At 43.4% G+C, this 13,793-nt stretch carries 12 protein-coding genes and 1 pseudogene; 7 read left to right on the forward strand and 6 right to left on the reverse strand.

Features of this window, described 5'->3' with window-relative positions:
• Window positions 1-57: 57 nt before the first annotated feature.
• Window positions 58-330: a Ni(II)/Co(II)-binding transcriptional repressor RcnR gene (gene rcnR / locus R7P72_RS12310; RefSeq protein ID WP_005375370.1), complete on the reverse strand. Its 273-nt coding sequence runs from the start codon at window positions 328-330 to the stop codon at window positions 58-60.
• A gap of 135 nt (window positions 331-465) precedes the next feature.
• Between rcnR and R7P72_RS12315 the strand changes: the two genes are divergently transcribed.
• Together R7P72_RS12315 and R7P72_RS12320 are read left to right on the forward strand one after the other, a co-directional pair.
• Complete coding sequence (locus tag R7P72_RS12315) at window positions 466-1,542, forward strand: nickel/cobalt efflux protein RcnA (RefSeq protein WP_213906917.1); 1,077 nt, start codon at window positions 466-468, stop codon at window positions 1,540-1,542.
• Window positions 1,543-2,092: 550 nt separating this feature from the next.
• Window positions 2,093-3,652, forward strand: coding sequence for a methyl-accepting chemotaxis protein (locus tag R7P72_RS12320; RefSeq protein WP_031778895.1), 1,560 nt, complete (start codon window positions 2,093-2,095; stop codon window positions 3,650-3,652).
• Window positions 3,653-3,799: 147 nt separating this feature from the next.
• Here the strand turns inward: R7P72_RS12320 and R7P72_RS12325 are convergent, their stop codons facing one another.
• A complete protein-coding gene (locus R7P72_RS12325) occupies window positions 3,800-4,699 on the reverse strand; it encodes a LysR family transcriptional regulator (RefSeq protein WP_064376759.1) in 900 nt (299 codons plus the stop codon).
• 141 nt (window positions 4,700-4,840) lie between these two features.
• Here R7P72_RS12325 and accD point away from each other — a divergent pair, with 141 nt between their 5' ends.
• Complete coding sequence (gene accD / locus R7P72_RS12330; protein WP_017821534.1) at window positions 4,841-5,704, forward strand: acetyl-CoA carboxylase, carboxyltransferase subunit beta; 864 nt, start codon at window positions 4,841-4,843, stop codon at window positions 5,702-5,704.
• 31 nt (window positions 5,705-5,735) lie between these two features.
• On the opposite strand, the gene R7P72_RS12335 is transcribed toward accD, so the two are convergent.
• Entirely contained in the window at window positions 5,736-6,713 is a 978-nt protein-coding gene (locus R7P72_RS12335) for a hypothetical protein (RefSeq protein WP_053303803.1), read from the reverse strand.
• 448 nt (window positions 6,714-7,161) lie between these two features.
• Between R7P72_RS12335 and R7P72_RS12340 the strand changes: the two are divergent.
• Both R7P72_RS12340 and R7P72_RS12345 read left to right on the forward strand, forming a co-directional pair.
• Window positions 7,162-9,588, forward strand: a pseudogene (locus tag R7P72_RS12340) (M9 family metallopeptidase).
• A 282-nt stretch (window positions 9,589-9,870) separates the two neighbouring features.
• Window positions 9,871-10,101, forward strand: coding sequence for a PAS factor family protein (locus tag R7P72_RS12345; RefSeq protein ID WP_005375384.1), 231 nt, complete (start codon window positions 9,871-9,873; stop codon window positions 10,099-10,101).
• Window positions 10,102-10,178: 77 nt separating this feature from the next.
• Here the strand turns inward: R7P72_RS12345 and R7P72_RS12350 are convergent, their stop codons facing one another.
• Entirely contained in the window at window positions 10,179-10,556 is a 378-nt protein-coding gene (locus tag R7P72_RS12350) for a carboxymuconolactone decarboxylase family protein (protein WP_042521541.1), read from the reverse strand.
• A gap of 58 nt (window positions 10,557-10,614) precedes the next feature.
• Complete coding sequence (locus R7P72_RS12355; RefSeq protein ID WP_017821530.1) at window positions 10,615-10,971, reverse strand: MerR family transcriptional regulator; 357 nt, start codon at window positions 10,969-10,971, stop codon at window positions 10,615-10,617.
• A gap of 521 nt (window positions 10,972-11,492) precedes the next feature.
• On the opposite strand from R7P72_RS12355, the gene R7P72_RS12360 reads away from it, so the two are divergent.
• A complete protein-coding gene (locus R7P72_RS12360; protein WP_053350526.1) occupies window positions 11,493-12,842 on the forward strand; it encodes an alpha-amylase family protein in 1,350 nt (449 codons plus the stop codon).
• A gap of 108 nt (window positions 12,843-12,950) precedes the next feature.
• Here the strand turns inward: R7P72_RS12360 and R7P72_RS12365 are convergent, their stop codons facing one another.
• Window positions 12,951-13,244 carry an ArsR/SmtB family transcription factor gene (locus R7P72_RS12365; RefSeq protein ID WP_005375388.1) on the reverse strand — a complete coding sequence of 98 codons (294 nt, stop codon included), beginning with the start codon at window positions 13,242-13,244 and terminating at the stop codon, window positions 12,951-12,953.
• Between the two features lie 245 nt (window positions 13,245-13,489).
• Between R7P72_RS12365 and R7P72_RS12370 the strand changes: the two genes are divergently transcribed.
• Window positions 13,490-13,783, forward strand: coding sequence for a hypothetical protein (locus R7P72_RS12370; protein WP_005375389.1), 294 nt, complete (start codon window positions 13,490-13,492; stop codon window positions 13,781-13,783).
• Window positions 13,784-13,793 lie beyond the last annotated feature (10 nt).

Here is a 13,793-nt window from a genome sequence, read left to right on the forward strand (position 1 = left end):
ACCTATAAAGGATATATTCGAGTTTAACCCTAGTGACTTTACTCTAGCGAAGTAGGGTTACTTTATATAAGAGTCCAGTACTTTTAATACGACTTCCATATCTTTTTCACGTTGAGTTTTGTCTTCCTCAAGTACGACGTGTTCAAGTAAGTGACCTTTAATTACTTCTCGCATCAAACCATTTACTGCCCCCCGAATAGCGGCAATCTGCTGCAACACATCTTGGCATTCATGCTCTTCTTCCAGCATTTTTTTAAGTCCATTCACCTGACCCTGTATTTTACTGACTCGAGTGTTGAGCTTCTTTTGATCTCTGGTTGTATGCGACATGTCTTATCTTCTTTAAGTTACGGGCAGAGTTATTCTAACTGATAATGTAGCACTCAATTTATACTGGGGGGTAGTATTTAATACTAGGGGGGAGTATAGTTTGCGATAAATTAGAATCAACAACAGAGAACAACAATGGATTTTGTCGCGTTACTACAACAAGGTAATGGGTGGTTCTTTATTCCCAGTGCCATTTTGCTTGGCGCTTTGCATGGTTTAGAACCTGGGCACTCTAAAACGATGATGGCGGCGTTCATTGTCGCGGTGAAAGGAACGGTCAAACAAGCCGTGATGCTGGGTTTAGCTGCCACACTTTCTCACACTGTAATTGTATGGTTAATCGCTGTTGGCGGGATGTATATTAGCCAGAAATTCACCGCTGAAGCGGCTGAACCATGGATGCAACTTATGTCTGGGGTCATTATCGTGACAACCGGCGTATGGATGTTTTGGCGGACATGGAGCGATGAGCGAGCTTGGAACAAAGCTCAGGATCATGCTCGCGATTGGACGACGCAAGTTGTGGATACAGGACATGGGCATGTTTCGCTTTCGATTACAGAGGAAGGGGAGCATCACCGTTTCCAGTTGCGAACACTCAGCGGTAAACCTTTAACTGCTGAAGGTATCAAGGTTTCGGTATCGAGTGATGGTTATCAACCTGCTGATATTTATCACTTTATAGAGCGTGATGGATACTTGGAATCGGCGTCTTGCATTGAAGTCTCTAATGGACTTTCTGTCACTTTGATCATCGGGCACCATGATCATACCCATGACTTTGATGTACATTTCCGTCCTGGTTCTCATTTAGAAAGCGAAGATAAGGAATATCAAGATGCTCACGAGCGCGCTCACGCTTTAGACATTCAAAAGCGCTTTGAGAATCGAGACGTGACGAATGGGCAAATTCTGCTGTTTGGATTAACGGGCGGTTTGATTCCATGCCCTGCTGCGGTAACGGTTTTGCTTATCTGTTTGCAGCTTAAGGCAATGACTCTTGGTGCGACTTTAGTTGTGTCATTCAGTATTGGCTTAGCCTTGACTCTGGTTGCTGTTGGCGTTGTGGCAGCAGTGGGCGTGCAAAAAGCGACATCTAAATGGAGCGGTTTGAATGATGTTGCACGTCGAGCTCCTTACTTATCGGGCGTCTTGATCAGTGCAGTTGGTTTATACATGGGTATGCATGGATACATATCGCTGACGAGTTAAACTCTGTGGTAAAGATTCTTTTTCTTTCTTTTTGCATTGGTAATGGCTTAATGCCTTGGTTTGCCTATTTTTCTGCCGATTTTTGATTGATAATCACTCGATCTGACATCGCTGCCATATCTACAAACCAAGTCATTCTCGCTTCATCAAGCATCTCGTATTACAACCGCTGCGATTGTGGCTCTAATATTCGAATCTGAGATACTAAATGATAAAACGGGAGCACTGACCAAAGCGATCCCGATAGTCAAAACGCTAATTAGAAGTCTTTTCTTTAATGTTCGATACCAATTTGGTCGCATAGTTAAATTTAACTATGCAAACGTTTCCTTTTGCGTACTCGTCCCTTCGCCAAACCTCGTAGAAATGTGACGTTTTGAAGACTTTTTTTCCTTCTGTCTAAAGTAATCGGGAACCAAGCAGATACATAGTTATAAAGTTATGTCTTGCTCTGCCAAACAGACCCAAAATGCAGTTTGGTTGGTTTTGGAGAAGAAAGGCTTAGCGCTCGATTAATGAGCATCAATTGAATTGTATTGAGACAATTATAATGAAAAGAATCATCTTATTAGCAGTCTGCGCCATGTTTGGTATTGCTGTCGTGGCGAGTATGGCATCAACGTACCTAATTTCGAGTCAGAAAATCGATGACATCATCTTAAACAAATCCCAAGTTCAAGCTGAGTTTCTAGCGGGAAATGCGAGTTATATTTTGGAGAACTCAGCCAATCCAATGCAAGATTTACAATCGCTTGTTGAGGGGCTGAAACAACGTTCAGACGTGAGTTATGCCGTTGTAATTGACCGTAACGTAACGGCAGTAGCCCACAGTGATAAGCACAAGCTGAACAAAACCTATAATGATGAATATACTGTTGAAGGCGCGACGAGAGGTGTTCAACAGTACTCAAAGTGGTATGCCGATGTCCAGAAAGTATGGGTGTTTGACATCATGGCACCAATTTATGTAGATGGTCAGTTATACGGTACTTTTGATATTGGTATTCCTATTACCGAAGTGAGCCAAGCGACGAATGGAATTATTACTTACCAGTTGATCTCTATGGTGGCGATCTTCGTTATGTGTGTTTTGATTCTGTCACTTCTGCTAAATAAGCTGATGAGACCGCTTTCTGCGCTTAAAGACGCTCTACAAGACATCTCAAAAGGAGACGGAGACTTAACCGTTCGTTTGCCAGCGAAAGGTAATGACGAAGTCGCGCAAATTTCTTCTGCTTTCAACGTTTTTGTTGGGAAAGTACATGAGATTATTACACAAGTTGTAAATACTGGTGTGGAGCTTAATAGTTCAGCTGTCGCTTTGCGTGGGCAATCTCAGCAAGCGCTCACAAGAGGGCAAGAGCAGAACGAGCAAACCATGCTGGTTGTCACATCCATGAACGAAATGATTGCGACGGTCAATGAAATTGCCTCCAATGCTGCCGGGGCGGCAAATGCTGCGAGTGCAGCAAGTAATGAAGCGCAAGATGGCTACACGACGCTAGAAAGAACCAAAACGGCGATGACTAATCTTGAAAACGAGATGAACAGCACTTCCAACATTATCGTGAGTCTTGCTGAAAATACTCAGTCGATTGGTAGTATTCTAGAGGTGATTAGAGGTATTTCGGAGCAAACCAATCTATTGGCTCTCAATGCGGCTATCGAAGCGGCACGCGCTGGTGACGCTGGCCGAGGTTTTGCAGTAGTCGCTGATGAAGTTCGCAACCTAGCGACTAAAACGGCTCATTCTACCGATGAAATTGACAATATGATTCACCAGCTACAAACTGAAGCTCAAAGTGCGGTGAATTCAATGAGTAATAGTAAGACTCTTATTGAAGAAGGAACGGCAGAAACTGAGTTAGCTCGACAGGCTTTAGAAGCAATAGCTGCACAAGTGACGACTATTTCAGATATCAATACTCAAGTAGCAACCGCAACAGAACAGCAATCAACGGTAGCAAACGAAATTAATATGAACATGGATACCGTCAGCCACTCAGTGAAAAGTGCGCTAACGGCGAGTGAGCAACTAGAAGCATCAAGTCAACAACTCGCGGAGCTATCGCGAACACTCGATCGTCACGTAGGAGCGTTTAGAATCTAAACGCCAACTGACCCTCTTTAATAAAAGCCAGTAAATGTTAATTGCTGGCTTTTTTATTTGAAAAAATCGAGTCTCAAATCGCTTAGCGGTGTTTGTCCTTTCTAGACGATAAAACAGAATACGATAAATTAGTTGAGTAAAGCTTAGCTAGGCGTTAAGTTTTGCGTTTTGCTTTAAATGTTCAACAAACATAGATATTTTCTTAGCTACATGTTTTCTTGACGAGTAAAAGGCGTAAAGCACTAAATCCTCAGGTTCGTACTCTAGAGTGACGATTTCTAGCTCACCATTTTTGATCTCATTTTGGCATGACTCAATTGGCAATATTGCGTATCCAAGCCCTGATAACGCGCCATATCTGGCGAGATGACCGCTGTTTACTTTGAATGAAGATTGCACAGTTTGAGTAATATGGCCCCCAGCAGGGTTTCTGAATACCCATGGTGCACCATTTACTGCGGTAAGCGTCGTGATGCAGGGAACATGACTTAGATCCGTAATTTTGTAAGGGGGGGCGTATTTCTCAATTAGTTGAGGCGCGGCTAAAATGGCACTGGGCCAGCGTTTTATCTCTCTCGCCACCCAGTTACTGTCTGACAAAGTCCCTCTATGAAAACTCAAAATGACATCAAAGCTGTCAATAACATCATCTTTAGGGTTTAGCGTTGTATCGCAAGACAAAGAGATTGACGGGTATTGCGTGCAAAAGGTGACAACCGCTTTGGCCAGTACAGGTGTGTCTGGCATAAGAGTTCGCAGTTCCCCTGTTACCGTGTGCGAGTGGCGCGTTACCGTTTCTAGTGCGGCGTTGAGTTGCTCCAATAACGGACGAGTGCTGCTATAGAGCTCTTCTCCAGCCTCGGTAGGCGTCATTCGCCTTGTTGTTCTATTGAACAACCTAATGTTTAACTTTTCTTCAAGCAGGGCAATGTGTCGGCTGATATTTGATGTTGGTATATTCAAACACTCAGCGGCTCGCTTAAAGCTGTTGTTCTCATAAACACAGTGAAAACTTTTTAACCAGATTTGGTCAACGTTATCAAACATTTCATTATCCCACTTTATTGGATTATCAAGCCAGCATATCGCACTTTATCCCTGTACTAAGTTACATACAATTTTATTTACAAGTTTAAGCGAACAAACAACGAGATATCGCGCTAGAACGTAATCAATAGTGGTGAATTTATGAGCTGGTTAGAACGGTTATTTGAGAATAAAAATATAATAGGTTCGCGCAAAGCGTCTATCCCTGAGGGCGTTTGGACAAAGTGTCCTGAGTGTGAACAAATACTTTATCGTGCCGCGTTAAAAGAAAATTTGGAAGTATGCCCTAAATGCTCATATCACATGAGAATGGCTGCGCGTCAAAGGTTGATCTCTTTTCTGGACCATGGAACACAACAAGAGTTGGCAAGTGAGTTGGAGCCACAAGATATTTTGGGTTTTAAAGACTTAAAGCGATATAAAGAGCGAATTGCTTTAGCACAGAAAACGACTGGAGAAAAAGATGCGTTGGTGGTGATGGAGGGCAAGTTATTGGGGCTGCCTGTTGTTGCGTGTGCATTCGAATTCTCTTTCATGGCAGGCTCGATGGGCGCAGTGGTTGGCGAGAAGTTTGTCCGAGCAGTTGAAAGCGCAATTAATACAAAATCTGGGTTAGTATGTTTTTCCGCTTGCGGAGGGGCGCGCATGCAAGAGTCTTTGGTGGCACTCATGCAAATGTCAAAAACCAGCGCCGCGTTAAACCACTTATCTGAGCACAGATTACCCTATATCTCAGTATTGACGGACCAAACTTATGGTGGCGTCTCGGCGAGTTTAGCCATGTTAGGAGACATCAATATTGGTGAACCTAAAGCAAGTATTGGCTTTGCGGGAAGACGGGTCATTGAGCAAACGGTACGTGAAAAGCTACCAGACGAGTTTCAGCGAAGTGAATTTTTACTAGCGCATGGTGCGCTAGATATGATTGTCGATAGACGTGAAATGCGCGATCGCGTTGGCCGCTTACTGGCTAAGTTAACCAACGCGAGGGTGGTCTCAGAATAGGTTGTATTAAAGTTAGACTTAGTACTTGCGTTTATTGAGCCGTAATCATTACAAACCGTTCATTTTGCCCCCATCTTGGTTCCGCATTCATTAGGCTGAGATCCAACGCCGTTTGGTATGGGTCAACAGCAAAATGGTCGCTTACTAACCCCCAGAGCATCCAGTTGATTGCGGTTTCATTCTCGGTAAGCTCTTCGAGTGGCGCTTGGAGGAAAAAGTACTCATCTTCGCCATCGTAACCGAGCCGATCATAGATAATGTTGCGTAGCTCTCGATCCAAATCATGTTGGAGGTTGATTGAGTCGTACAGTTGCTCTTCTGTTGGGCCATTCTCATGGTGATAAACATTGCGTTTTGACTCTTTGTGTAAAGTACCTGCGCCAGTTTCAATGCTTACTTTCTTTTGCGAGTGTTGCTCAAGAACTTGAATGATTTCATCCTCTAGTTGATCGAGTTTACTCAGCAAAACTTGATTGTTTATGTCACCAGCGGGGGAGGCCATCGTTTGGAAGGCTTTCACTCTCTCGTAGACTGCTTTCCCGTGAGGAAGGGCTGCAAAACACTGTTCTTGGAGCGCTTCATTGGCTTGCCAAATGCCCGAGTAGAGCTCGTAATCATGTGTATATGGTGGAAGCTCTTCAGTATCTTCCCCTAATAATTCTCGCCAGCGCTTTTGCCACTGTTCTTCTTTTGCGTGTTTTACACGCGCGTATTGCTTAACCCAGCGGTTACGAAGTTTTACCCCAAAAATGGCAAGTCCCCATGGAGCGAGCAAATAAAAATAATAGTGAGAAGAGTTATCCCAAAAGTAACCGTAAACGTAAACACCAAAAGCAAGCACCCAAGTTCCAATAGTACAAGCAATAACCCCGGACATTATTGATGATTGGCGCTTTGTTTCTCTTAATGTATTACCTTCAGCACATAACCAAAAAATGCCACCAAAAACAAAGGCAAACGTTGTCATGAAGTAGGCAATCCCCGCTCCCAAAAATCCCCAAAGTGACATGTATTATCCCTAGCCAAATATCTGCTTTATTCACTCATCAATGACTGGAGGAGTAAATGTGTTTGATTTGGCGGAGAATTTACCATTAATGCCAGCCTTTTGATATGCACTCGATGACTTATTGGGAATGAGTCACAAATAAAAATAGATGGTATCAAGCATCAAAATTTAATTTAGAACCTTTGATTGTCGTGAACTCTATCTGGAAGAGTTAAGGGGGGCGTTTAAGGGCAATTTTCCTCATAAAGTCGTTATTTAGAAAAAGGTAAATTAATGTTTTTATTGATAATTGTGAGTTTTTTGGGAGTGGGATTGCTCCCATTTAATTAGAGTAAAAGACCTATTTTTGGGAGCGGTTTCATAAATTTTATGACACTGATTTCACTGTTTGAGCTGTAAAGAATATAAATCCCCACTCAATGTATGTTAATAATCAATGAGTGTTGTTATGTCTCATATCCGTTTTTTCCCGCGCCATCGTTTGGCGCTTGCTTGTATGCTAGCGAGTGTGTCTGGCTTCTCTTTTGCACAAAATCAGTGTGCTGTTGCTGATTTACAACAATCGCGAGATCTGGCTACTGCCGTTTCTGGTGCTGAGTATGATTGCTACCACGCTTGGTTTTCAGCACCTTCAGAAACGCTGAATGATATCTATAGTGAAGCGAGCCTAAGCCGTATCCAAGTCGCGCTGGATCAAGAAATCGCTCGCTATCGTGGTGAAGCAGATCAAGCTCGTATTCTAGAGAACCTAGGCGAATTTATTCGAGCGGCCTACTACGTTCGCTACAACGCTGGTACTGGTACACCTGAGTTTTCGCAAGCGTTGAGTCAGCGTTTTGCTCAGTCGACGAACCTATTCCTAAACAACCCTCATGCTTTGGATCAAGGTCGTGAACAAGTTGGTGCAATGAAGAGCCTGACTTTGATGGTTGATAACGTTAAGCAGTTGCCGCTGACCATGGATAGCATGATGGCCGCGTTGATGCACTTTAATCGTGAAACCGCGCAGGACACGCAATGGGTTGATGGTTTAAACAACTTGTTCCGCTCTATGGCAGGCCATGCGGCGAACGATGCGTTCTACCGATACATGGCAAACAATACACACCATATTGATACGTTGGTGAAATTCGCATCTGATAATGCTTGGGCATTAGATACGGATGCAAGCTTTATCGTTTTCAATGCATTACGTGAAACTGGTCGTTTGCTCGCGAGCCCAGATCAGGAGACCAAACGCAAAGCATTGGCAGTAATGCAACAGGTGATGCAGCGTTATCCACTGGGTAGTGAGCATGACAAACTATGGCTTGCTGCCGTTGAAATGATGAGCTACTACGCACCAGAAGGCCTAAATGGTCTGAATATTGAGCAAGCCAAGCAAGATTTAGCTGCACGTGTAATGCCAAATCGTTTTGAATGTCAGGGACCTGCCATTATTCGCTCTGAAGATCTGACCGATGCTCAAGCAGCGAAAGCGTGTGAAGTGCTAGCGGCAAAAGAAGCCGACTTCCATCAAGTTGCGAATACGGGTAATCAACCTGTCGCTGATGATTAGAATGATCGTGTTGAAGTGGCGGTATTCGCGAGTAACGCTAGTTACGTTGATTACTCTTCATTCCTATTTGGTAATACAACGGACAACGGTGGTCAGTACCTAGAAGGTGACCCTTCAAAAGCGGACAATACTGCGCGTTTCGTCGCTTATCGCTACGCGAATGGTGAAGATCTCTCTATCTTGAACCTAGAACATGAATACACGCACTATTTAGATGCACGATTTAACCAATACGGTTCGTTCAGCGATAACTTGGCTCATGGTCATATTGTTTGGTGGCTAGAAGGTTTTGCTGAATACATGCATTACAAGCAAGGTTACCAAGCTGCGATTGAGCTGATTGCAGATGGTAAACTGAGCCTTTCCACTGTGTTTGATACCACTTACTCTCACGATACCAATCGTATCTATCGTTGGGGTTATCTAGCTGTTCGATTCATGTTAGAAAATCATCCACAAGACGTCGAAAGCTTGTTGGCATTGTCGCGCTCTGGCCAGTTCGAACAATGGGCACAGCAGGTGACGTCTTTAGGTCAACAATACGATGCTGAGTTTGAACGTTGGTTGGACACATTAAAAGTGGAACCTGAGCAACCTGGTACAGACCCAGAAGAACCAACAGAACCAACAAGCCCTGAAGCACAAGTGACTGAATTGACGGCGAACCAAAGCCTTCAGCTCAGTGGCGAAGCATACAGCGAAAAACTGTTCTACGTTGATGTTCCAGCCAACACCGTTAACTTCAATGTATCTATTGAGGGTGCGGGTGATGCGGATCTTTACATGAGCTACAACAAAGTCGCGCATTACTATGATTTCGAAATGAGTCAATATGCTGATGGCAGCAATGAAGAGATTGTGTTTGAACCAGAGCAAGATGGTTACGTTAAAGCGGGTCGTTACTACATCAGCTTAACTGGACGTGATAGCTATGACTCAGTGAATCTTGTGGCTGCGTTAGAAGTGGAAGCGCAAACACCGCCAACCCAAGTGCAAGATGATTTAGCACCTGTGGTATTAGAGTCTGGTGAAGCCAAAATGCTTACCGTTCACAAGCAGCGTTATGCAGCAGTTTATGTGCCTGAAGGTGTTGAAGAGGTTCGTGTATGGCTAACGGCTCACTCTCAAACTGGTAATGTCGATCTATACGCGAGTAGGGAGCATTGGCCTACAGTAGAGCAGCACGAGTATGCGTCCAACTATGCAGGCAGCAATGAATACCTTGCGATTCCTATGACTGAAGCAGGGTACGTGCACTTCGCTCTTCAGGCTCCAGAGCAAGGCGATGACGTTGAAATGCTAGTGCACTTCAACTAAAAAAATTCGATTAACTAAAGTCGAGATAAAACGTCGCTGATACAGCGACGTTTTTGTTTATATCGGACACGATTATAAACAAACAGCGGCGAATGCTAGTTAATCGGCTGATCTATCGAGTTATCAGTTGCCCTTTTTCTAAACGACTTTAAGTTTGTATTGCAATTTACCGAGTACATAAACTTTTTTAGCGACGCGTTCTGTGACCTAGCTTCTGATTTGTGCTTCCCAAATGGATACAATATATATGCACCCCGTGCAATAAAGTGAAAAGGGAAAGACATGAAAACGCTTATTTATGAAACGTTGATTAGCCTTGCTAACCAAGAACCAGAACAACATGCAAGAATCCGACAAAATCTCTATGAACAGTTGGATCTGCCGTTCGATAAGCAGCTGGCTTTGTATTCTTGTGCCCTTGGTCCTGCAAGTTCAGGTAAGTTGGAGAGCAGTCAAGGCATTAACAACGCGGTAGATTGCGCAGTTAAACTGCTTGAAACTCCTGAGCGCTAATTCACTCGTTGTTTTAATCACGGCCCGATCCCCAAGGGCCGTTTTTAATTGCGGTTAAATTGATGTCAACGTTGTTATTACTCTGCTCTTTCCGCTAGCACTTCTTTGAATGCAAACATGCCGTTTAATGCCGCGGGAAACCCTGCGTAGACGGACATCTGCAAAATGATCTCTTTAATCTCATCCTCGCTACAGCCTACATTCAGCGCTGCATTTAAGTGCACTTTTAGTTGCGGCGCGCAATTCCCCATTGCCGTTAGCGCGGCGACGGTTGCGATTTCTCTCGATTTTAGGTCTAAGCCCGGGCGAGCATAAATATCGCCAAACGGATACTCAATGGTGTACTGAGCTAAATCTGGACAAATATCTTGTAAGCTTTCGATGACATTATGACCAGCGTCGCCATCAATTTGAGAGAGTAGTTCTAATCCTTTGTTAAAGCGCGATTGTTCCATCGGTATGTTCCTAGTGAATAAATGTAAACACACCTTAATCGTTAGAGTTAACTCTAAGTCAACGAACTTTTCCACTTGTATACAAGGCAATTTTTTCTTCTAGAGCCGATAAGTGCTTTTTCTGTTGCTCAATGTGGCGTTTGAGGTTTTCTTGGTGTTGTTCTAACAGGGCTTGACGTTGTGGTACAGATTGAGAGCCGACTTCCCTTAATTTGGCATACTCTAGAATCTCTTCAAGTGGCATTGCAGTTTCTTTTAAACGCTTAACAAAGCTTATCCAGTTTAGATCTTTCGAACTATACATTCGATGTCCACTCGCGTTTCTATGGACATGTTTAAGTAAACCGATTTTTTCATAGTATCGAAGAGTATGAGCAGATAGCCCGACGAGGTCAGAAAATTCTTTGATATTCAATATTATCCTCCAAGGTAGAGCATACCCCCATAGAGATAAGCTAAGTTTCGCATTTTGAAGTCATTTCGGGACAGATACAAACAGAAATCTTTAGTCTTTTAACACTAGGTATGGCGATTTACTGGATTTTTGAAACGCGCCAAACGTGATCCACCTGCCAGTTTCGTTTTATTAACAATTGATTACTCAACGGGTTGGCTTGGCTATTTTTATCCTTTGGGCCTATTTTAGGGCGTACATAGATCTTATGTTCTATCTTTTTAAATTGAAGTTTTTGTCAAGCAAAACAATGCTTTAGGTTTGTTTTGGGCTATTTGGGTTGTATGTTGTGTGCCCGTTATTCACTCAGAACGATTTATCGCTGTGCAATGGATGAGTCGCTACGCCTTCGATTTCAGCCTTGAGTTAGTGCTAAAAGGGTGAGTGCCTCTGATGAATAGCTTTTATAATTTCGATTATTGAATTCACTCACAAAAAAATGCAAACAAGTAATCGTGAGTGGAAACGAGCAGGAGAACAACATGAGTGGCTCACAGGAAACACAATCATTCGGTGCAAACGTTATCTTACATGCGTTTGATTGGAAGTATGCTGACATTGCCCAACGAGCAAAAGAAATCCGCAAGCTTGGTTATGGCTCTGTGTTGGTTTCGCCACCAATGAAAAGCGCACACGATGAGCGCTGGTGGCAGCGTTATCAACCACAAGATTATCGTGTTATCGATAATGCCTTGGGTGATACCAAAGATTTTATTCATATGGTTCGTGAACTGGAGCAAGTTGGTGTGTGGGTTTATGCCGACGTAGTGTTTAACCATATGGCAAATGAGGCCCACCTTCGCAGAGACCTTCAGTACCCAAGACAAGAGGTCTTGGAGGAATACCAGAACAACAAGCAGAAATATCAGTCGCTAGCGTTGTTTGGCGATCTATCTCAACCACTTTTTGATGAAGAGGACTTTGTTGAAGCATTCGGCATTAAAGACTGGAAAGATAAGTGGCAGGTTCAAAATGGACGTATCACAGGTGGACCAACCGATCCTGGCTTGCCAACTCTTCGTGTTTGTGACCATGTCGTTGAACAGCAGCGAGCGTACCTAACGGCGCTGAAAGCTATTGGTGTGAAAGGTTTTCGTATTGACGCTGCGAAACACATGACGTTAGAGCATCTTAAGCGTGTTTGGACAGACGACATCACGCGGGATGTGCATATATTTGGTGAAATTATTACCGATGGCGGTGCGACGGAAGAAGAGTATCAGCTGTTTCTTGAGCCGTATCTACAGGAAACTCGCCTAGGTGCGTACGATTTCCCTTTGTTCTCAACCATGTTTAAGGCGTTTGCTAAAAAGGGCAGCTTCAAGTCTCTGATTGATCCCTATTGTTTTGGTCAGGCTCTGTCCCCCGGTCGTGCGATTACATTTGCTATCACACATGATATTCCTAACAATGATGTCTTTCTTGATCTCATCATGGACGAGGAAAACGAATGGTTAGCTTATGCCTATATTCTAGGCCGAGATGGTGGTGTGCCGTTGATTTATACCGACTTAAACACCAGCGGTATTAAAGGCAAAAATGGTCAGCCAAGATGGCAGGGTGCATGGAGCGATCCGAGAATGGCAAAAATGATCCAGTTCCATAATATGACGCATGGCGAGCCGATGAGTGTTCTTGAAGGTAACGATGACATGCTCGTACTTAAGCGAGGTGACAAAGGTATTGTGGTGCTTAATAAATCACAGCGTCAACAGTCTTTGACATTAAAAATCGATGGTAATTGGGTTGATTTGATGACAGAACAAATCATTCCAACTGACGGTAAGTTAATCGTACCATCTAAGTCGTCAATGTTACTTGTCGCGAACTAGAAGATGTACACACCGAGGTTAGCAACTTCGGTGTGTATGTTTTTCATCGTCATTCACGTTCTGCTGAAGTTCAATAGAAACTCAAACTCTCTCGTTTTTGCTAGAAATTTATGAGCACTCGTTAACGCAACATTCTGCTTTTAAAAAACCAATTACGTCATCTAAGCACTGATACTCTGCAACACAAAAAAGGGTTCTACCCTCGCGGCGCTGGGTGAGAAGACCAGCTGAAGCAAGGCTCGAGATATGATGAGAGAGAGTGGATGCTGGAATGCCAAGCTTTTCTTGTACGCCGCCTACCGCGATACCTTTGTATCCCGCTTTGACGACTTCTTTGTAAATACTTAAACGAGTCGGATGCCCTAACTCTTTTAGTGCTTTAGCAACGGCTTCAAGCTCCATACTGACCTCTAAAGAATGACCACAGTAATTTTGTTTCGATAATAGGGAAAGTCTCGGTAAATGCCAACTATTACGATCTCAGAACAATTTAAATCAGATGAGATTCATACTGGCTCATGCCTTCATGACAACAATTGTCTGTTCTAATGAGACAGATCAATCTTCATTATTATTTCACGCCACGTTCAAAATCCCTCGTCTACACTCAATGTTGAGTTGTCAGTTGGCAGACCAAGGAGGCGGCCATGATTGCGGTTCATAGAGATTATTGTTTGTCTAACAGTTCGGAGTTACATGCCCACGTTAAAGTCAATCCTGTCGGTAAATTAGAAGTTGAGATTGTTGAACTTCAAGAGCGCCACACCACAGAGTTTGATGATTTGTCTTTTGAGAGTCGTGGGTGTGAAACTCGAATCTGTGGTAAAGAAGACACAACTCCGTGGCAGTTCAATCTTGCAGTTACTGATGCGTTAGAGCTTTCTCATTTAGTGGAAGAAGCAAACGAAGAGTATGAGATTTTAATGAATGATCTTATGTAATATCGAGAAG

The sequence above is a fragment of the Vibrio sp. Vb0888 genome (genome assembly GCF_033338835.1).
GTDB classification, from domain to species: domain Bacteria; phylum Pseudomonadota; class Gammaproteobacteria; order Enterobacterales; family Vibrionaceae; genus Vibrio; species Vibrio alginolyticus.